The sequence below is a fragment of the Mycobacterium sp. NGS68 genome, assembly GCF_059812195.1.
On record NZ_JCALCE010000013.1, the window covers coordinates 158,831 to 177,559 of the forward strand.

15 protein-coding genes are annotated in these 18,729 nt (G+C 69.5%); 2 read left to right on the forward strand and 13 right to left on the reverse strand.

Going from position 1 to position 18,729, the window contains the following annotated elements:
* Position 1 precedes the first annotated feature (1 nt).
* The 8 genes from AC5Y5V_RS16730 to AC5Y5V_RS16765 form a co-directional block, all read right to left on the reverse strand.
* Positions 2–2,968 carry a thiamine pyrophosphate-binding protein gene (locus AC5Y5V_RS16730; protein WP_499937338.1) on the reverse strand — a complete coding sequence of 989 codons (2,967 nt, stop codon included), beginning with the start codon at positions 2,966–2,968 and terminating at the stop codon, positions 2–4.
* Complete coding sequence (locus AC5Y5V_RS16735) at positions 2,961–3,956, reverse strand: pyridoxal phosphate-dependent aminotransferase (protein WP_499937340.1); 996 nt, start codon at positions 3,954–3,956, stop codon at positions 2,961–2,963. The genes AC5Y5V_RS16730 and AC5Y5V_RS16735 overlap by 8 nt, the downstream gene beginning before the upstream one ends.
* A 53-nt stretch (positions 3,957–4,009) precedes the next feature.
* Positions 4,010–5,098, reverse strand: a complete 1,089-nt coding sequence (locus AC5Y5V_RS16740; RefSeq protein WP_499937343.1) for a UbiA family prenyltransferase — start codon at positions 5,096–5,098, stop codon at positions 4,010–4,012.
* Between the two features lie 2 nt (positions 5,099–5,100).
* Positions 5,101–7,605, reverse strand: coding sequence for an ABC transporter permease (locus tag AC5Y5V_RS16745; RefSeq protein WP_499937345.1), 2,505 nt, complete (start codon positions 7,603–7,605; stop codon positions 5,101–5,103).
* Positions 7,602–8,276, reverse strand: a complete 675-nt coding sequence (locus tag AC5Y5V_RS16750) for an ABC transporter ATP-binding protein (RefSeq protein ID WP_499937347.1) — start codon at positions 8,274–8,276, stop codon at positions 7,602–7,604. Before AC5Y5V_RS16750 ends, AC5Y5V_RS16745 begins: the two co-directional genes overlap by 4 nt.
* Complete coding sequence (locus AC5Y5V_RS16755) at positions 8,270–9,454, reverse strand: FAD-dependent monooxygenase (RefSeq protein WP_499937349.1); 1,185 nt, start codon at positions 9,452–9,454, stop codon at positions 8,270–8,272. Before AC5Y5V_RS16755 ends, AC5Y5V_RS16750 begins: the two co-directional genes overlap by 7 nt.
* Positions 9,451–10,944: a PPE family protein gene (locus tag AC5Y5V_RS16760; RefSeq protein WP_499937351.1), complete on the reverse strand. Its 1,494-nt coding sequence runs from the start codon at positions 10,942–10,944 to the stop codon at positions 9,451–9,453. The genes AC5Y5V_RS16755 and AC5Y5V_RS16760 overlap by 4 nt, the downstream gene beginning before the upstream one ends.
* A gap of 170 nt (positions 10,945–11,114) precedes the next feature.
* Positions 11,115–12,017, reverse strand: coding sequence for an RDD family protein (locus AC5Y5V_RS16765; RefSeq protein ID WP_499937354.1), 903 nt, complete (start codon positions 12,015–12,017; stop codon positions 11,115–11,117).
* A 64-nt stretch (positions 12,018–12,081) separates the two neighbouring features.
* Between AC5Y5V_RS16765 and AC5Y5V_RS16770 the strand changes: the two genes are divergently transcribed.
* Complete coding sequence (locus AC5Y5V_RS16770) at positions 12,082–13,074, forward strand: stage II sporulation protein M (protein ID WP_499937358.1); 993 nt, start codon at positions 12,082–12,084, stop codon at positions 13,072–13,074.
* 5 nt (positions 13,075–13,079) lie between these two features.
* Here AC5Y5V_RS16770 and AC5Y5V_RS16775 read toward each other — a convergent pair whose 3' ends face one another.
* The 5 genes from AC5Y5V_RS16775 to AC5Y5V_RS16795 are packed head-to-tail and all read right to left on the reverse strand — an operon-like array spanning position 13,080 to position 18,483.
* Positions 13,080–14,402: a DUF58 domain-containing protein gene (locus AC5Y5V_RS16775; protein WP_499937360.1), complete on the reverse strand. Its 1,323-nt coding sequence runs from the start codon at positions 14,400–14,402 to the stop codon at positions 13,080–13,082.
* Complete coding sequence (locus AC5Y5V_RS16780) at positions 14,402–15,397, reverse strand: AAA family ATPase (RefSeq protein ID WP_499937362.1); 996 nt, start codon at positions 15,395–15,397, stop codon at positions 14,402–14,404. The genes AC5Y5V_RS16775 and AC5Y5V_RS16780 overlap by 1 nt, the downstream gene beginning before the upstream one ends.
* Positions 15,394–16,557, reverse strand: coding sequence for a DUF4350 domain-containing protein (locus tag AC5Y5V_RS16785; RefSeq protein ID WP_499937364.1), 1,164 nt, complete (start codon positions 16,555–16,557; stop codon positions 15,394–15,396). Before AC5Y5V_RS16785 ends, AC5Y5V_RS16780 begins: the two co-directional genes overlap by 4 nt.
* Positions 16,539–17,195 carry a DUF4129 domain-containing protein gene (locus AC5Y5V_RS16790; protein WP_499937366.1) on the reverse strand — a complete coding sequence of 219 codons (657 nt, stop codon included), beginning with the start codon at positions 17,193–17,195 and terminating at the stop codon, positions 16,539–16,541. The genes AC5Y5V_RS16785 and AC5Y5V_RS16790 overlap by 19 nt, the downstream gene beginning before the upstream one ends.
* Before the next feature lie 13 nt (positions 17,196–17,208).
* A complete protein-coding gene (locus AC5Y5V_RS16795; RefSeq protein ID WP_499937368.1) occupies positions 17,209–18,483 on the reverse strand; it encodes a DUF7847 domain-containing protein in 1,275 nt (424 codons plus the stop codon).
* A gap of 104 nt (positions 18,484–18,587) precedes the next feature.
* Between AC5Y5V_RS16795 and AC5Y5V_RS16800 the strand changes: the two genes are divergently transcribed.
* A partial coding sequence (locus AC5Y5V_RS16800) for a GatB/YqeY domain-containing protein (RefSeq protein ID WP_499937403.1) occupies positions 18,588–18,729 on the forward strand: 142 nt, incomplete at its 3' end.

Sequence of the window (18,729 nt, forward strand, 5' to 3'; positions counted from 1 at the left end):
GCTACTTCGTCAGCCCCTTCTCGTACAGCTTGCCGAGCACGACGGCCCGCACGACTTCCCGCAACGACGCACCCCCGGCACGGCCCTCTTGCGACCACGCGACGAAGAACCCGATGACCTGGCGCCAATGCTTCGTACCGGCCTGCACCGGTGCGTCGTTGAGGATGCAGCGCGCATCGATCAGGTAGGGGCGGGGAGCCCCGATCGCCTCCTTGAAGGCTGCGCGGAAGTCGCGCAGGGTATCGACTCTGCGCGACGCCACCCCGACCGACGCCGCGTACTGGGCGAAGTTGATGTCCGGGATCGCCGACGCCCGATCCGGCCAGCCCATGATCTCGCTTTCGAACTTGATCGCGGCCAGCGCCAAGTTGTTGACGACGACGAACACCACCGGTACGTCGACACCGGCCGACGACTGAAGCTGGCTGAGCGTCACCGAAGTTCCGCCGTCGCCCGCGACGGCGACCGCCAACCGCTGCGACGGGCAGTTCCTGGCAACGGTAATCGCCGCCGGGACCGCGAAACCCATCGTGCCGAAGGACGCCGACCAGATGCTGCGCGTCATCGACGTGATGTAGCGGTACACCCACAGCGTGTTCACGCCGACGTCGGCGCAGACCGTCGAATTCCCGTCGAAGCGCGCGAGTTCCTCGTCGATCGCCTGGGTGAGGTGCGACGCGCGCAACGGGGACCGCTCGGCGCGCCTCGACCGACGCCGGCGCCGACGCTCTCGCCGCGGCGGCCGTTCGGCAACAGCCGAGACGCGCAGCGCCCCGACCATCGCCTCGAGCGTCGATACCGCGTCGCCCAGGACGCAGATGTCGCGGTCGCCGAGCCGCAGCATGGCGTTTGGGTCGATGTTCACCGCGATGGTCCGCCCGGCGGCCCCTAAGTCGAAGGCCGAACCGCGGTTTGACACGCCGACCAACAGCAGCACGTCGGCCCGGGCCACCTCGTGGAACGCGCGCAGATCACCCGAGCCGCCGACCCGGCCTCCCGCCCGCAGGCCCGGGTCCTCGACCACGGAGTCCCCGCCCATCGTCAGGTGCACCGAGCAGCGGAGCAGGCCTGACAGCTCGGCGAGCAGATCCGTGCAGCCCGCCGCGCCCCGACCCGCAATCACGGCCACCCGCTTGGCATCCCGCACCGCGGCGACGGCCTCGTGGAGCGCGGCCGGGTCGGCCGCGGGGGAACGCCATGATGTGGGTTCGGGGCTGCCACTGCGGGATTGGGCCCACTGCGCTCCCAGCGCATGGCTCAGCACTTGCAGGTGCACGATGCCGCCCCCCGGCGCCGCCGCGGCCGCGCACGCTCGCCGCACCGTGGCGGCGGCCGTCGCGGGGTCGTCGACCACGTACCGCGCGACGCTCACCGCGTCGAGGATCGGGCGCGCGTCCAGCGGCCAGTCCTGTGTCTCGACGGTCGTCACCAGGATCCGGGCGTGGTCCAGCGCCGCGTCGTAGATTCCGTTCAGCTGCAACAGAAGCGCGGAACCAGAGGCGGCCACGGAGCCCGCCGACGGGCTGCCCGACTTGCGCAGCGCCGAGGCGTTCATCGACGGCGCCTGGACGTTGGCGCTGCGCTGCGCGCCGCCGAATCCCGGCAGCAGCGACGCGCAGAAGTCGCTGATCTGCACCGGCGCAGCGAGATTGGCGTTCAGACACTCGGCCAGCGACCGCTCTCCGGGCAACGGATCGCGACAAACGGCTGCCGGTTCGCACGGCTCGGCGATGATGCTCGTGGGCAGCGAAAAGGCCTGCCCCAGTAGCGTCAACCCCGAGAGCCTGTCGGGCGTGTCCCGGCACCGCAATACGACATCGGCGCCGACGCAAGACAAAGTGGACAGCTCCGCGACGAATTGGCTCAGCTGGCTGAAGTCGGTGACCACCGCACAGCCCGAGTCGCCGGCCAGTGCGGCGCCGATGCCGAGCGGCAGCGCCGCGCCCGGGATGGCGGCTAGGCTCGAAAAGCCCTCGACGTCAACGAGATCGGTGAACACGTGCCGAGTGCCGGGCGACGCGGTGCCAGTTTCGGGCTCGGAGTCGAGCAGCGTGTGCAGCGTGGCCTCGACGTCGCAGATGATCTGCCTGATATAGGGCGTGAAACCGGCTGCGGCCCGGGCCGAGACGCGGCGGTCGGTGAGCTCGAGCAGGTTCGCGTGCCCGTGGACGCGCTGCCGGAGCAGGGGACTGCCGCGGCCGACCACCAGCACGTTGGCGGCGGGGATCGCGCCGGTGTCGCGCACGTCGTGCACCGGCGCACCGAATCGCGCCGAAAGCTCGCGGGCCAAAACAACGTATCTCTCGTCGGCGCAGGACAGCACCGTCGCCACGTCGTCGGAGTCCAGAAACTCCAGGACCGAACCGATCTCTTCCTTGCTGGGCAGCGTCGGAGCAGGCAACCGCGGCGCGAAGATCTCCGCGTCGTGCGCGCCGATCGGCGCGTAGAGCACGTCACCGGGAATCGCGACGTGGCACGCGGTGGATTCGTGCAGCGCCGTCACACAAGAGCGGGCGAATCGCTGAAACTGGCTGGTGGCGTTGATCTGAACGGACGAGGAGGTGCAGGACCGAAAAAGCGCCTCGGAGTCGATCTCCTGGAAGGAGTCCCGGCCGACGCTGGCCACCGGGACCTGACCACTGATCGCAAGCAACGGCACCCGCCCGAGGAATGCCTCGTAGGCTCCGGCCACCAGATTGGTGGCCCCGGGGCCCGCCGTCCCGAAACACACCCCCAATCGGCCGGATGTCTTCGCGTACCCCACCGCCATCAGCGCGGCCGCCGTCTCGTGGCGGGTGCCGACGACCCGTATCTCGCTGCGCTTGCTCGCGGCGTGGACCAACGAGTTCACCGACTCCGCCGGCATGCCGAAGATGTATTCGACACCCAGCCTGATCAGGTAGTCGATCAACTGGTCGGCAAAGCGCTGCCGCCCAACAGCATTCGAAAACAGGTAGCGATTATGCATGGACACGGATGTAGCTGGTCAACGCCGCCGTCACGGCGTCCACGGAAGCGGCCGACTGAACCGTGATGCGCACACCGATACCGGGATACTCCCGTAACAGGATGCCCGCGTTCAGCGCGTGCAGGAACAGCGCGTGCGGATCCTCGACGGGCAGCCAGACGAAGTTGCCCTGCGACCCGGGCGTGGCGAGCATGTCATGCCGAACCAGGAATGCCTCCAACCTTTTCCGGTTCTCGACGACACGGGCTACCCGCTCGCGCAGCGGGCGGTCCTGCCGCAGCGACTCGGCCGCGGCGGCGATCGCGAAGGAGTTCACCGCGTACGTCGGGACGGCGGACCGGACCCGTGCGGCCTGCGCCGCGCTGCTGAAAATTCCATAGCCGATCCGCAGGCCTGCCAGTCCGTAGGCCTTGGAGAAGCTGCGCAGCACGGCCACCCGGTCGAGGCTCACGATGCGGCGCACGGCGTCGTCGGGCAGGGTTTCGTCGAACTCCGCGTACGCCTGATCCACCACCAGCAGAGCCGATTTCGGCAGCTCCCCGCGCAGCCGGACGAGCTCGTCGACGCCGACGGCGGCGCCGCTCGGGTTGTGCGGCGTGGCGACGATCACCAGCCGCGTGGAGGCATCCACCCGCGACAGGATGCTGTCCAGTGACTGGCTGCCCGGAGGGCTGCTGGCGGCCCCGACGGCAATGCCGCCTGCCCGCGACACCAGGACCGCGTACTCGTCGAACGTCGGGGTGCCAAAGACCGTCGATCCGCGGTGCGAGTCCGCGTGCAACACGGCGTCCAGAACGCCGACGCTGCCCGGGCCGATGACGACCTGCTCGCGGGCAATGTCGTGCAACGCGCCGATCTGTCCGGCCAGCGCGGCGACGCAGCGGTCCTCGGGGTAGCGGTAAAGGGTGTCGGCACGCGACTCGAAGACCTTGCGCACCTCGGGGAGCGGATCGAAATGCAGTTCGTTGCGCGACAGGTCGAACTCCACGCGCGGGCGGCTTGGGGTTGCGGTATTGCCGTGCATGGAAATTCGCTTAACTCTCACGGCGCTTCGAAATCCTCTGCCCGTCTGGTGTCCAGGCCGAGGCGGTCAGTGAGCAGCATGATGGCGAAGCCGAGGATGACGACGGTGACCGACACCGCCGAAATCCGCTCGATCAGAATGAGGGTCGACAGGTACCCGACCGAGACGAACATGTCGTCGCGCAACATGTCGTTCGACGATTTCTGGTCGACGGTGTGGACCAGGCGCCACGCTTGAAAACACGCCACTGGCAACCAAATCAGGCCGATCAGGTACTTCGGCCCGATGAAGCCGAAGGCCACCGGAATCACGATGGCCGCGTACACCAGCACGGTGGCTATGGCGGCGATCATCGCGGCGCGGCGCCGGGTGGCGCTCAACGTCGCCGACGTCGTCACATGCACCCGCTTGTCGCCCTCGTAGTCCGGCACGTTCTTGGTCAGGCCCTTGGCGCAGAACCAGACGAACAGGTAGAAGGCGAGCGCGCAGTACTCCTTACTGGTCAGCACGTGCAGCTTCAGGTCGGAGGCCAGCACCGCGCTCACATAGGGGTAGGCCACCGCGTTGGCGAAGTAGAGGATCCCGATGCGGGCCCGGGCCTTCATTCGCAGGGGACGGAACGAATACTGTTGGCAACCAATCAAAGCCAGGAACGTCAAGCCGGCGAAATACGGGTTGACCAGCAGCGAGAGCAGGAGGATACCCGCGGTCAGGACGTGGGTGTCGCGCAGCAGGCGGTCCCTGCCGTAGCGACTGAGGTCGTAGACCCGCGTCGGAATGTTCTCGTTGTCCTCCTCCACGTCGGTGTACATGTTGTAGAGGTTCGCGATGACGGCGATGTGATACGACACCACCATCCCCACCACCAGGCCCACCGGCGAGACGCCACCGGCGACCATGCTGGCGAGGTAGAAGCCCAGCATGCCCGGAATGGCGGTGCGCGGCCGCGAGAACGCGATGAATTGCCCGAGCCGCCAGCTCGGCGGCGCGGCAATGCCGGGGGAGCTTCGAACCCACAGCAGCCGTTGCCCGGTCGGCATCTGCAGGAAGCCGGCGAGCGTATCGGGGTGCGCGCCGGCGGGGGCGGCGAGTTGGCGTTCTTCCATGGCTACTCCACTTCCAGCGCGTCCACGATCGTCGACTTCGCGGCACGAGACGCGGGAAGCAATGCGCCGCTCCAGCACAGGATCACCGCGACGACGACGGTGATTAAGTCCAGCGGCGAGAACGCAAACCGCACGTTCATCGCCGTGACCGAGCTCATGATCAGGGTGCCGAGGCGGTGCACCACCACGGCGGTCGCCATCCCGAGAGCGCCGCCCAATAGCGCGATGCTGCTCGACTCGACCAGGATGGTCTTGGTGATGTAGCGCCGCGACGCGCCCATGGCGCGCAGCACGCCGATCTCCCGCCTGCGCTCGATCACCGAGATCATGAAGGCGTTGAACAGCGCCATCGCCGCCAACAGCGCCACGATCCACTGCACGAACACCGCCAGCGAGCCGATCTGCGCTACCGCACCCTTGCCCGAGTCAACCGCGTCCTGCCCGCTGAATGCGTACAAATCCTTTGCGGCGGCGATCTTCTCGACCTGTCTGAGGACGGCGGGCGCATCCTTGGAGTTGTCCGCATGGATCTCCAGATAGGTGGCGCCATCCCGTTGGAACCAGGTCTTCATGTGGGCCAATGACATTGCGATCATCCCGCGCTCGGTGGTCAGGTAATCGACCACTCCGAGGACTTGTACGGTCTGTTCGCCGGACGGGGTGTTCAGCGTGAGCCTGTCGCCGACCCCGCGATGGAGGTGGCGCGAAAGCTGGCGGGAGACAACGACGCCGTCACCGGCCTCGACGCTGGCGCGCACGGACGGTTCCATCGCGGAGAAGGCGGGCGTCACCGTGCCGGGGCCCCCGCCCACTACCAGGATGCGGTCGCTACCGACGTTGACGTACGCGTACTGCACGGGGATGACGGATGCGACGCCGGGGATCGTCCGGACTTCGTCATACACCCCGGCCGGCAGCAACGGCCGCACCGGGACAACGTCTTTGGCCGCCGAGGCCAGGTACACATCCGCCTTCGCCAGCGGGGTGAAGAAGCTGCCGGTGGAATTGACCACGTCGGTCAGCACGCCGCTGGTCACGCTGCCCAACGCCACCGCGATCGTCACGATCATCAGGCTTGCCCACGTCCGCTTGCTGGATGCGGTCATCGTGGAGCGACTGACCTGACCGCTGGGTCCCATGAGCGCAGCGATCCGGCTGCTGGCCAGCACCAGCAGCGGGCCGAACGCCCAGCACAGCACGAGGACACCGATCAGCACCAAAACGCCGCCGGCGAAGGTCCTTTCGTCATGCAGCCGGATCGCGATGAAGAATGCCGCGACCGTCAAGGCCGTCCCGACGACGACCCCCACCCAGTGCGGCCGGGTGCGGTCGTCGCCCAGGCTTTCCAACTCGACGGGCCGCATCGCGGCGATGGGCGACGCCCTGAACACCGTCATGGCGGGCCACGCGGCGCCCAACACGCACGCGACGACGCCCAACCCGACGACGACCCCGATTGCGTTGGCGGGGAAGAAGAAGTCGGGCTTGACGTCCACCGACTGCAGCATCAGCGGCGGCAGTCGCTTGATCGCCGCGAAGCTCAGCGCCGCGCCCAGGGGGGCGCCCAGGCAGCCGCCGAAGAACCCCAGGATCGCCACCTCGAACAGCAGATCCCTGGCCAGCTGCCCGCGCCGCGCGCCCAGGGCGCGCAGGGTGGCGATCATCGGCCGGCGTTGCACCACAGCCATATTCATGGTGTTGAAGACGATGAACACCGCCACCACCAGGGCGATGGAACCGACCAGCAGCAACGTGTCGCGGGTCAGGGACATGGAATTGTCGGTCTGGGCGACCCGGAACTGTGGTTCGGCGACCACCGCCCGATGGTCCACGACCCGCACCAGTTCGGCGCTCAGTTGTGCAAGATCGGCACCGGGCGCGGCCACGATGAACACCGAGCTCACGCTGCCGGGCCGCCCTAACAGCTGCTGCGCCACCGGAAGCGGGACGATCAGATAGTCACCCGCGTTGTACTTTTCGGCGAGAGTCCCCTTGGGCACGAACACCACGTTGACGCGCGCGCCGTTGACGTCGACCGAACCACCCGCCGCGGTCCCGAGGCCGGGCCCGGCGATCGCGCCATCGGCGAGCGATCCGTGGGACTTGTCGCCTTCGGCCTGCTGCACGAGCTCGTTGCCGACCCGGTTGTTCAGCACGCGAATGTTGGGGCTGACCCCCAGAAGCGTTGTGCCGGAACGGGGAGCGTTGAGGGTCGCTTTCACGATGGGCTCCGCGGCGGCCACGCCGGATACCCCGCGGAGCTGGTCCACCAGTGACCCGGGCATGCCGCTGTCCGCGGCGCCGGTGACCTCGAAAGCGGCCCTGCCGTAGAGGTCTTCGGACATCGTCGCAACCGATTTCGTCAGCGAGCTGTAGATGCCCGCGATCGCCACCAGCAGCGCGCTCGCGATCATCACCGCCACCACGCAGCTCAACGAGCGCTTCCAGTGCGCGAGCGCATACCGGAGGTTGAGCAGCTTGAAGCGGACGGCCGCCGACGCGTTCATGCGTGTTCGACGACCTTGCCGTCACGCATCACGATTTCGCGATCGGCCGCGGCCGCGATCGCCGGGTCGTGGGTGACCATGATCACGGAGCATTCGCCGTCGTCGGCGATCCTGCGCAGCAGCGCGAGGATGTTCTTGCCGGACTCGGAGTCCAGGTTCCCGGTCGGTTCGTCGGCCAGGACCACGCCCGGCTTCATGATCAGCGAGCGGGCGATGGCGACCCGCTGCATCTGCCCACCGGAAAGCTGCGACGGCTTGTGGTCGATCCGGTCGCCCAGGCCGACCATTTCCAGCAGCTCACACGCGTCCTTGCGGGCGGACTTGATCGACGTCCCGTCGAGAACCCGGGGCATGGCGACGTTCTCCCAGGCGGTCAGCGTCGGCAACAGGTTGAAGAACTGGAAAATGAACGACACCTTGCGGCGGCGGTAGTCGGATTGCTCGTCGTCGTTCTTCTGCGACAGCTCTTCCCCGTCGACCGTGATGGAACCGTGGTCCGGCCGGTCGATCCCGCCGATGAGATGCAGCAGGGTGCTCTTGCCCGAGCCCGACGCGCCCGTGATGGCCACCAGCTTCTCGCTGCCGAGGGTCAGGGTCACGTCGTCGACCGCTTTGACCAGCTCCTGGCCCCGCCGGTACGTCCTGCTCACCCCGTTGATCTCGATCAGCATCCGGCGCTCCCGTGTATCTGCGGCTGTTGGGCGCCGGCGGCCTCGCGCGGCGGCACCCACTGCTGCAACCGTGTGGTCCGGCGGTTGAAGATTCGATTCGGCGCCAGGGTCATCCCGGCCTGGCGCAGGCCGACCAGAAGCGGATTTCTCCACTGCGCCGCGATGCCGATGCTGTGTGACTCCCGCGCGATGCGCTGAGTGCGGCGGCGGCGCAGCCGGTCGTATTGCCGCAGCGCCGCGCTCAGCTCCTGCGGACCAGAGGCGGGCCGCGCCGTCAACAGGCCGCACAGCACGGCCGCGTCCTCGAGCGCCTGGTTGGCGCCCTGGCCGAGGTTCGGCGACATCGCGTGCGCGGCGTCGCCGATCAACACCGTGTTGCCGTGCACATACGAGTCGAGGGGCCCCTCGAGCTCCTCGCTGTGGGTGTAGTGCACGGCGTCGGGTTCGGTCGCGTCGATCAGCTCGGCGATGGGCTCGTGCCACGAACCGAACCGCGCGCGGATCTCGTCGAGGGCCCGCGCTCCCGTCTCGCAGCGGGCTTCCGCCACGACGCCGAACCAGTACACCCGTCCGTCTTTGAGCGGGACGAGGCCGAAACGCTCTCCGGCGCCCCAGGTCTCGCCGCCGGCGTCGACCGCCACCGGCCGCGACGTCAGGGCGCGCCACACGCCGTAGCCGCTGTGCCGGATCGGACGATCCTGCGGCAAGCTCGTCCGGACCCGGCTGCGGATGCCGTCGGCGCCGATGATCAGGTCGGCGCCGTCGATGGGGTCGCCGTCCTCGGTGTGGACGGTCCCGCCGCGCACCGCGGTCACCCGGCATCCCGACCGCACGGTGCCGGGGGTCAGCGAGTCCACCAGCACCGCGTGCAGTTCGGTGCGGTCCACGGCGCGCAGCTGTGCATACGTCGCCGGGGCGAACGTCACCAGGAAGCGGCCGTCCGGTCTGCGCAAACCCGACTTCGTGTAGGGCGGGGCGTCGGCGCAGATTGCCCGGACGCCCGCGCCCAACCCGAGCGCGTCCAAGGCCCGGAATCCGTTGCCGAAGATCGACAGCCCGGCCCGGGGCGGCCGCGGATCCGGCGACCGCTCCAATACGAGCGTCTCCCACCCGGCCCGCTGCAGTCCGCTTGCGACCGCGAGCCCGGCAATTCCCCCACCAGCGACGACAGCTTTCATGCGTGTTGCGCGCCGTCGGGGCCGTCATCGGTGGCTGCGTCTGGGTCTGTCTCGAAGGCCCAGGTTTGCGGCAACATCGGTGCCCGCGGCGCCTCGTCGAACTGGCCGCCGTGCAGGTGGGTGAGCCCCTTGGCGGATGTGGTGGCCGTCTTCGGAACGGTCCCGGCGAACCCGAGTGGTCCCGAACCGGATCGGGAGCTGAGGGTGTCCTCGGGCGACTCGGGCGGCACGGTGACGTCGGCAGTCAGGTATTCGAACTGGTACTTGTGGCCGCGCTGGCGCAGCCGCGCCTTCCGTTTGGTGCGCAGCGCCGCACTGTCGGCCGGCACTTTGGCGGCCGGGGCCACCGCGCCCGCGCCGACCGCGGCCTGCGCACGGACCCGCGACGTCGGGGTGAACCCTTCGCCGTCGGGACCGCCGCCGATCGCGTAGAAGACCTGTGCGGCGCCCGCCGCGGGCGCCGAGGGCGCGGGCGCCGTCGTCGAGGTGGGCGTCGCCGTCGCCGGGGAGGCGGGCGCCCCGCCCGCGCCCGCGCCGGCCAGCGTGACCTGCGGGGTCACGGCCATTGCCGGGCCGCCGGACTCGATCGGGCTCACGGTCTCGACCAGCGGGATCGCCTCTTCGGCCGTGGTGACGCAGGCGAGGCCGGCGAGTCCGACGGCGCCGATCGGGGCGAAGACCGGCGCGAACGCGGGCATGAACGGGCCGAAGTAGATGAGCGGGTCGATGATCGAGTACGCGAGGATGCTGAAGACCTGCGTGGACATGAAGGACAGCAGTGAGTCCAGCGCCTGCACGACGTAGTCGCCGAGGGGCCCCGACAGGTACTCGGCGGCCAGATCGCGCATCAACGTGACGAGAGACTCCAGCGCCTTGATGATCAGTTCGGCTGGGTCTCCCGATACGGCGCCGTCGTCATCGTCGGCCGCCGCAGTGGCTTGGACCTCTGAGGTCTTGACGATCTGCGGCGCGGTCGAGGTCGTCGGGATCGTGGCCACGCTTTCCTCGGCGAGCGCCTGGTAGGTGCTCATCGTGGTCGCGGCCTGGATCCACATGCGCACGTAGTCGGCCTCGTTGAGGGCGATGGGGATGGTGTTGAGGCCGAAGAAGTTGGTGGCCACCAACACACCGTGGACGGTGTGGTTGGTGGCCAGTTCGGCCATGGTCGGCATGCTCGCCAGCGCCACGGAATACCCGGCGGCGGCGGTTTGATGCCCGGCCGCGGCCGCGCTGGCCTTCGTGCCGGCCTCCAGGAGCCAGGCCAGATACGGCTGATGGGCCGCCGCGAACAGAGCGGCGGTGGGCCCCTCCCATGTGGCCCCTTCGACACCGGCCACCAGTGCGCTGAGTTCGGCCGCGAGCTGAGCGTATTCGGCGGCCAGGCCCTGCCAGGCCCCCGCGGCGGCAAACAGCGGGCCGGGCCCGGGGCCGGCCCCCAACAGCGTCGAATGCACCTCGGGGGGAAGCGCGTGCCACAGCGGGGCGATCATGCTCGATCGCTTTTTTGGCGCACGAGGGCACCACGAATGGGGTCCGCCATCGAACCGGGGCTCCTTTGAGGGGGTAGGTTAGCCTCGCCAAGGTTACATTAGGCTTACCTAAATCCGCGGCAAAATTGAAAATGCCGTCAATGGGCCCAGCAAAGTCGGCCGGTGGGTGGTCAGCGCGGCGGCGCGAACCCGTCGAAGTCCGGGGCCTGCTGCGTTTCCGGGGCGGGTTGAGGCGCCGCGGGCGGCTGCCAGGGCGGTCCCGGCTGCGGAGCCATCTGGTTCATCGGGGGCGTCTGGTTCGGCTGGGGCCATGGCGCGGGCGAGGCGGACGGCGCCGGTTGCAGCCGCGCCAGTTCGCGGCGGTGCCGTTCGGCGAGCACTGCCGCCAGCACCAGCGCCGGCGGGGCGCCGGGCGGGGGTGGGGGGGCAATGTGGGCAACCACGTCACCGGCGATTCGGTAGGCCATCTCGTCGCGCAGCCTGGGATCCAGCTGCGCCGCCCGGGAGAGAAATTGGCGCGCGAGCTCGGCCTGGCCGGGCGTCAGTCCGGAGAGCTGCAGCGACGACGCCCACCACGCCAGCTGCGGCGGCATCATCGGCGGCGGCCCCAGCCGTGGGCCCCGTTCGCTGACGACGATGGTGCCCGCGAAGATGTCGCCGATGCGCTTGGCCTTCGGTGAGAGCAGGCTGCAGATCACGGCGGGGCTGCCGCCCAGGCCCCAGATCTCCACCACCGACGCGAGCGCCCGGAACAGGGCCTGGCGGAACCGCTCCGGGCCGCCGTCGTCGGAGACCACGCGCAGCCCCATCGCCATCTTGCCCAGCGACCGGCCCCGCGTCGCCGTCTCCATCGCCACGGGATAGCCGACCATCACCAGCACGATGAAGATGATCAGGATGCCGCCGCTGAGCGCCTTGTCGAACTGAAGCAGGGTGGCTGCCCACAGGAACGCGCCGATCACCAGGCCGACGAACATCAGCGTCAGGTCGATCAGGGCGCTCACGGCCCGCACCGGCAGCTGCGCGATCTGCACGTCGAGCACCACGGCGTCGCCGGTCACCACCTCCGACATAACACGGAACGGTACAGGTTTCGCCCGACCACCCTCCGGCTCCCGAGCCATTAGGCTGCGCAGGGTGGATGTCGATGCGTTCGTGCAGACCCATCGCGGCACCTGGGACCGACTCGACCAGTTGATCAAGAGACGCCGGTCGCTGAACGGCGCCGAAGTCGACGAGCTCGTCGAGCTCTACCAGCGGGTCTCCACCCACCTGTCGATGCTGCGGTCCGCATCGTCGGATTCACTGCTGGTGGGCCGGCTGTCCAGCCTGGTCGCGCGTGCCCGCGCCGCGGTGACCGGCGCGCACGCGCCGCTGAGCAGGACGTTCACCCGCTTCTGGACGGTGTCGTTCCCCGTGGTCGCCTACCGCGGGTGGCGCTGGTGGCTGGCGACGGCGGCGGCGTTCTTCGCCGTGGTCGTGGTCATCGCGTGCTGGGTGGCCGGCAATCCCGAGGTGCAGGCCGCCGTCGGGACACCGACGGAAATCGACGAATTGGTCAACCACGACGTCCAGTCGTATTACAGCGAGCACCCCGCCGCCGCGTTCGCGCTGAAGGTCTGGGTGAACAACTCCTGGGTGGCGGCCAAGTGCATCGCGATGTCGGTGGTCCTGGGCCTGCCGATCCCGTACGTGCTGTTGTCGAACGCCGCCAACGTGGGCGTGATCGCCGGGCTGATGTTCTCGGCGGGCAAGGGTGGCCTGCTGCTGGGCCTGCTCGCCCCGCACGGGCTGCTCGAGCTCACCGCGGTGTTCCTGGCCGCCGCGACCGGCATGCGGCTGGGGTGGTCGGTGATAGCGCCGGGTGACCGGCCGCGCGGGCAGGTGCTCGCCGAACAGGGCCGGGGCGTGGTTTCGGTCGCGGTGGGACTGGTCGGCGTCCTGCTGGTGGCGGGTCTGCTCGAGGCGTTGGTGACGCCGGCGCCGTTTCCGACGTTCGTCCGGGTCGGAATCGGAGTCATCGTCGAGGTCGCGTTCCTGTCGTACGTGGTGTACTTCGGTCGTCGCGGGGTGCGGGCCGGCGAGACCGGCGACATCGACGACGCACCCGACCTGGTCCCGACGCGCTAAACCCGCTAAAGCCGCCCCGTCGCCTTCATCGCCAGATACCGGTCGGCGAGCGCCGGGGCTATCTCGGTGGGCGGCGCATCGACGACCTCGACGCCGCTGCGGCGCAGGCGCGATGCAATGGCCCGACGATCGTTGCGGGATCGCTCGGCCGCCGCCGCGTCGTACACCGCGGCCGGATCCGAACGCCCGGCGGCCATTTCGTCGACGCGCGGGTCGGCGACCGCGGCGATCAGCACGTGGTGTTTGGACGACAGCTGCGGCAGCACCGGCAGCAGGCCCTCGTCGAGGGCGGTCGCGTTGAGATCGGTCAGCAGCACCACCAGCGACCTGCGACGGGTGCGCCGCAAAATCGCGGCCACCATTGCGCGCCAATCGGACTCGACAAGCGTCGGCTGCAGCGGCGCCATCGCGTTGACGATTTGGGCCAGCACTTCGGTGCGCGACGCGCCGAACACGCCCGCCCGGGTCAGCCGGTCGTGGGCCAGGAAGTCGACGTTGTCGCCGGCCCGCGACGCCAGCGCGGCCAGCAGCAACGCGGCGTCCATCGACCAGTCCAGCCGCGGCCATCCCGCGGGGTCCGCGGCGGTGGGGTCGACGCCGACGCGGCCCGCCGCCATCCGTCCGGTGTCGACCACCAGGATGACCCGCCGGTCGCGCTCGGGACGCCAGGTGCGGACCATCACGTCGGACCGGCGGGCGGTCGCGCGCCAGTCGATCGACCGCACGTCGTCGCCCACGACATATTCACGCAGCGAGTCGAATTCGGTGCCCTGCCCGCGGATCAGCGTCGGCAGCAACCCGTCGATCTCCTGCAGCTTGGCCAGCCGCGACGGCAGGTGCTTGCGGGACAGGAACGGCGGCAGCACGCGCACCTGGCCGGGCACCGCCTGGGAACCCTGCCGGCCCGCCAGCCCCAGCGGCCCGATCGATCGGGCGGTGACCGCGGCCGCGCGCTGGTCTCCGCGGCGGACCGGCCGCAGCATGGTCTGCACGTTCTCGCGCTGCCCGCCGGCGATGTCGAGATTGTGCACGCGCGGCTCCGCGCAGGTACTGGGCGGCCAGGCGTCGCGAATCCGGCCGCGGAACCGGCGCCGGCCGTCGTTGTGGATCAGCAGCCCCGCGGCGACCGGTTGTGCCAGCCGCACCGAGCTGTCCGGCGTCCGCGTGTAGCGCAGCCGCCGGGTGCTGGCCGCCAGGGCGACATCGACAGCCACGAGGATGACCAGTGCTAGCAGTAGCACCCCGAAAGTCTTTGCCGGCCAGGGTGACAGCACGATCGGCAGGACGAAGATCAGCGCTACCAGGCCGGCGCGCCCGGTCAGGATCACTAGCGGGGCACCGGAACCGACGCCAGGATCCCGTCGAGCACGCCGTCGGGCGAGGCGCCTTCCAGTTCGGCCTCGGGGCGCAACATCACCCGGTGGCGCAGGGTCGGCCGGGCCATCGCCTTCACGTCGTCGGGGGTGACGTAGTTGCGTCCGGACAGCCACGCCCAGGAGCGCGCCGTTCCGAGCAGAGCGGTCGCCCCGCGCGGCGAGACACCCAGTTGCAGCGCGGGGGAGGAGCGGGTGGCGCCGACGATGTCGACGATGTAGCCCAGCACCTCGTCGGCGATCAGCACCTGACGCACGGCCTCGCGCCCGGCGGCCAGTTCGGCCGGACCGGCGACCGGCCGGATGGCGGACAGGTCGCGCGGGTCGAAGCCGTGCGCGTGCCGACCGAGGATGGCGATCTCGGCGTCGCGGGGTGGCAGCGTGACGTTCAGCTTCAGCAGGAAGCGGTCGAGTTGGGCCTCGGGCAACTGGTAGGTGCCCTCGTACTCGATCGGGTTCTGCGTGGCGGCGACGATGAACGGGTCGGGCAGCGGCTTGGGCTCGCCGTCGACGCTGACCTGACGCTCCTCCATCGCCTCGAGCAGGGAAGCCTGTGTCTTCGGGGGTGTGCGGTTGATCTCGTCGGCCAGCAGCAGGTTGGTGAACACCGGACCGGGCCGGAACGTGAAGGCGGCGGTGTGGGTGTCGTACACGAGCGAACCGGTGACGTCGCCGGGCATCAGGTCGGGGGTGAACTGCACCCGCTTGAACTGCAGCTGCAAGGCCGCCGACAGCGATCGGACCAGCAGCGTCTTGGCCACTCCCGGAACGCCTTCCAGCAGCACATGGCCGCGGCACAGCAACGCGATGACCAGGCCGCTGATCACCCCCTCCTGCCCGACGACGGCCTTGCCGATCTCGGTGCGCAGCGTCAGCAGGGCCTCCCGCGCGGATTCGGCGGTCGGGCTATGCGTGGCCGGGGCCTGCGGCGTGGATGGGGTCTGCGTCACGAGTGTGTGACCTGCCTTTCGATCTCGTCGAGCGCACGGGCAAGTTGTAACAGGTCGTTGTCGGTGGCCGGGACCGGGCCGAACAGTTGGTAGGAAACGAATCCCGCGTCGGCGCCGCTGCGGCTGGCGACGGCCGTCACCACCGCGGGCGGCGACGCACCAGTTCCCAGGCCGAGTCGGGGCAGCAGGCGTTGCAGGGTCGCGGTGCGCAGCGCCTCGGCGGCGCGGTCCCGCGCCCGTCGCGACCGGTACAGCCGCCCGCGGCCTTCGACGGTCTCCGAAGCCCGTACGACGACGGGTAGTTCCTCGGCCACCAGCGGGCCGATCCGCCGACCCTTCCACAGTGCCACCACCAACACGACGAGACACAGCTGCCAGACCAGCCAGTTCACGTTCTCCGGAATGAGGTCGGAAAGCGATGTGGCGGCTGGGTTTTCACCCTCGACGTGGTCCGGCGCATACCAGATCAGCCGGGGCCGCTCGCCGGCGAGATTCATCGCCAGCGCGGCGTTACCCTGCTGCAGCAGGCCGTCGTTGGTCATGAAGTCCGAACTGCCCACCACGGTGACGGTGCGGCCGTCGGCGCGGAACCGGACCAGTGTCCCGTTGTAGCAACGCATTACGTCGCGGCCGTCTTTGAACCCGTAAGTGTCGGCGGAACCGAATCGCACCGGCCCGGCCCGGACCGCCGCCCGCAGAGTGCAATCCGGTTCGCTGTTGAGTTGGCTGCCACCGGTGATGCGAAGGCCGGACGCCAACGCCTCTCGGGTACGCGAGGTCGGTTCCACGAGCAGCAAATCGCCGGGGACCCGGGCCAGTCGGTCCAGGATCGTCCGGTCGGCCAGGTACTGGCTCTGCGCGATCAGAATCTGCGTGTCGCGGCGGGCGGCCCGTTCGACGTCGGCGACGTTGCCGGCCACCACCACGTCGACGCCGCCGTCGCGCAGCAGCGTCACCAGCGCGTGGGCACCGCTGGGCGTGGTCGCTTCCGGATCCATCCGGCCGCCGGGCCGGGGAGCGGTCAGGTAGGCGCCGATTGCGGCCACCAGGGCGAACAGCACCAGCATCAGCAGCGGCCCCCGCCACGATCGCCAGCGCCGCGCCGGCGCACGGGTGGCGTCGTCGGAGCGCGCCGGTCCCGTCATCGGACGTGCGCCCATGAGTCGGACGGCGCGGCGTGCGCGCCCGCCGTCGGGGCGCCGGTCGGTCGCGACCGCAGATGGTCGTCGAGGTCGGCGATCATCTGGTAGGCGGCCTGTGTCCCGGGTCGCTCGCCATAGGTGACGTCGTTGAATGCCGTTGCCGCTTGTGTCAATTCGTCCACAAGGTGCGGCAGTGCGACCCCGGCGTCGACGGCCAGCTCGTTGGCGGTGCGCCCGGGTGTCGGGTTGAGCACACCGGTTTCCTCGAGCTCGCGGGCGACCGCGCGCAGCCGGTGCCGAATGGCCGCGGCCCAATTGCCTTCCGCCGCATAGGCTTGCGCGGTGGCCCGATGTTGGGCCGCGGTGAGCTGGGTGGCCTCGAACAGCTGGGAGTCCTTGCCGCGCCTAGTTCGCAGCGTGTTGCGCGCGATATGGATCGCGACCAGGACGACGACCACCAGCACGGTGAGCAGCAGGGCGGCGGTGAACCACCCGCCCGGGATGTGCGAGGTCTTCTCCAAGAGCCGGTACAGGGTTTCGTTCAGCCAGCGGTCCAGTTTTTCCGCGATCGAAGAGGAGTGGGAATAGATCGGCTTGTTTAGTTCGTCCTGGGCGAGCCGATGCGCGCCATCACGGTCGATGTCGATGGAAGGCACTGTCAGTTGGTCCTCACACCGGCCGGGTCAGCCAGAGATGGTCGGTGGACTCCGCAGGGGAGGGCCCGGCCGCGGCGCCGGTCTGCAGCACCAGGTCGAACGCCTCCGACCGGATTCGGCGGTCGGTGTAGAGCAGCACGACGACCCCGGCGCTGAATGGCGACGTGAGGATCTGGCCCAGCGCCTTCCCGATGGACGCGATGGTGGTACTGAGGATCAGCCCGCCGGTGGACGTCGTGCCGACCATCACCTGCCCGATGCTGAACGGCATCCCTACCGCGGAGGCGACGATGCTCGTCACCACCGCGGCCAGCAGCCAGATGCCGAACACCCGCCAGAAGCTGTTGCGGACCAGTCTGAAGGACCTGCTGATGGCCTCGAAGACAGGCAGCCGCTCGAGCACGATCAACACCGGCGCGAACAACAGATTCATGTACAGGTAGAGCATCGCGGCTATCGCGGCGAGTACCAACGGGAAGGCCGCCAGGACGGTGAGACCACCGCCGCCTGCCGCAGCGATGCCGCCGATGATCACCGCCACCAGCCCGACGATGACCACGACACCGGCGATTTCCAGCAGGGACAGACCGATCAGCGCCAGCAGCCGGCCGCGAATCCTGCGCCACGCTTCGCCGATGGTGATCGGTGACCCGAACACCGCCCGGCCGATGATGACCGTGAGCATCCCGGACAGCAGAATGCCGCCGAGCCAGGCGACGAGCACACCGGCGCCCATGCCCAGCATCATGCCGACGGCCTTGGCCGCCGACGCCTCGGAGTCCGGGTCGGAGTTCAGGGAGCCCGCGGTAAGCGGCGCCAGCGTGACGATGTAGGTGAAGATCTGCATGACCAGCACCACCGCCGCGGTCAGCCCGAGCGTCGTCTTCGGATTGGCGCGGATATAGCCGACCGCGCCGTTGAAGATGTCGCTGAGGCCCAAGGGTCGCAGTGGAATGATGCCGGGCTTGAAAACGCCGGGGTACAGCGGCTGGGCATAACCCGGCGGGGCGCCATAACCCGGCGGGGGGCCGAAGCCGGGCGGCGGGGGACCATAGCCCGGCGGGGGACCGTAGCCCGGCGGGGGACCGTAGCCCGGAGGCGGTCCGTAGCTGGGCGGGGGGTTATAGGCCGGGCCACCATAGGCCGGCGGCGCATAGGTTGGCGGCGCATAGGCCGGCGGCGGGGCGCCGTAGGCCGGCGGCGGGGCGCCGTAGGTCGGCGGCGGCCCGTAACCAGGCGGCGGCCCGTAACCAGGCGGCGGCCCGTAGGCGGGCGGCGGCGTGCTCACCGCGGGCAGTGGCCGTCGTCGGGGGTCATGGCTTACATCCTGTCGACGGTTGGGGCAATTCTCAACGTCAGTCCGATATCGAATGGCGGGGTAGCGTCTGGGGCATGGCGGAACTCAAATCGCGGCTCCGGGCGGATCTGACCCAGGCGATGAAGAACCAGGACAAGTTGCGCACCGCGACCCTGCGCATGTTGCTGGCCGCGGTCCAGACCGCGGAGGTGTCCGGCAAGCAGGCCAGGGAGCTCT

Excerpts from the sequence above, each read along its gene's own strand:
- AC5Y5V_RS16730 (WP_499937338.1), bottom strand. The coding sequence starts at position 2,968 with ATGCATAATCGCTACCTGTTTTCGAATGCTGTTGGGCGGCAGCGCTTT.
- AC5Y5V_RS16740 (WP_499937343.1), bottom strand. The coding sequence starts at position 5,098 with ATGGAAGAACGCCAACTCGCCGCCCCCGCCGGCGCGCACCCCGATACG.
- AC5Y5V_RS16745 (WP_499937345.1), bottom strand. The coding sequence starts at position 7,605 with ATGAACGCGTCGGCGGCCGTCCGCTTCAAGCTGCTCAACCTCCGGTAT.
- AC5Y5V_RS16750 (WP_499937347.1), bottom strand. The coding sequence starts at position 8,276 with ATGCTGATCGAGATCAACGGGGTGAGCAGGACGTACCGGCGGGGCCAG.
- AC5Y5V_RS16755 (WP_499937349.1), bottom strand. The coding sequence starts at position 9,454 with ATGAAAGCTGTCGTCGCTGGTGGGGGAATTGCCGGGCTCGCGGTCGCA.
- AC5Y5V_RS16760 (WP_499937351.1), bottom strand. The coding sequence starts at position 10,944 with ATGATCGCCCCGCTGTGGCACGCGCTTCCCCCCGAGGTGCATTCGACG.
- AC5Y5V_RS16765 (WP_499937354.1), bottom strand. The coding sequence starts at position 12,017 with ATGTCGGAGGTGGTGACCGGCGACGCCGTGGTGCTCGACGTGCAGATC.
- AC5Y5V_RS16785 (WP_499937364.1), bottom strand. The coding sequence starts at position 16,557 with ATGGGCGCACGTCCGATGACGGGACCGGCGCGCTCCGACGACGCCACC.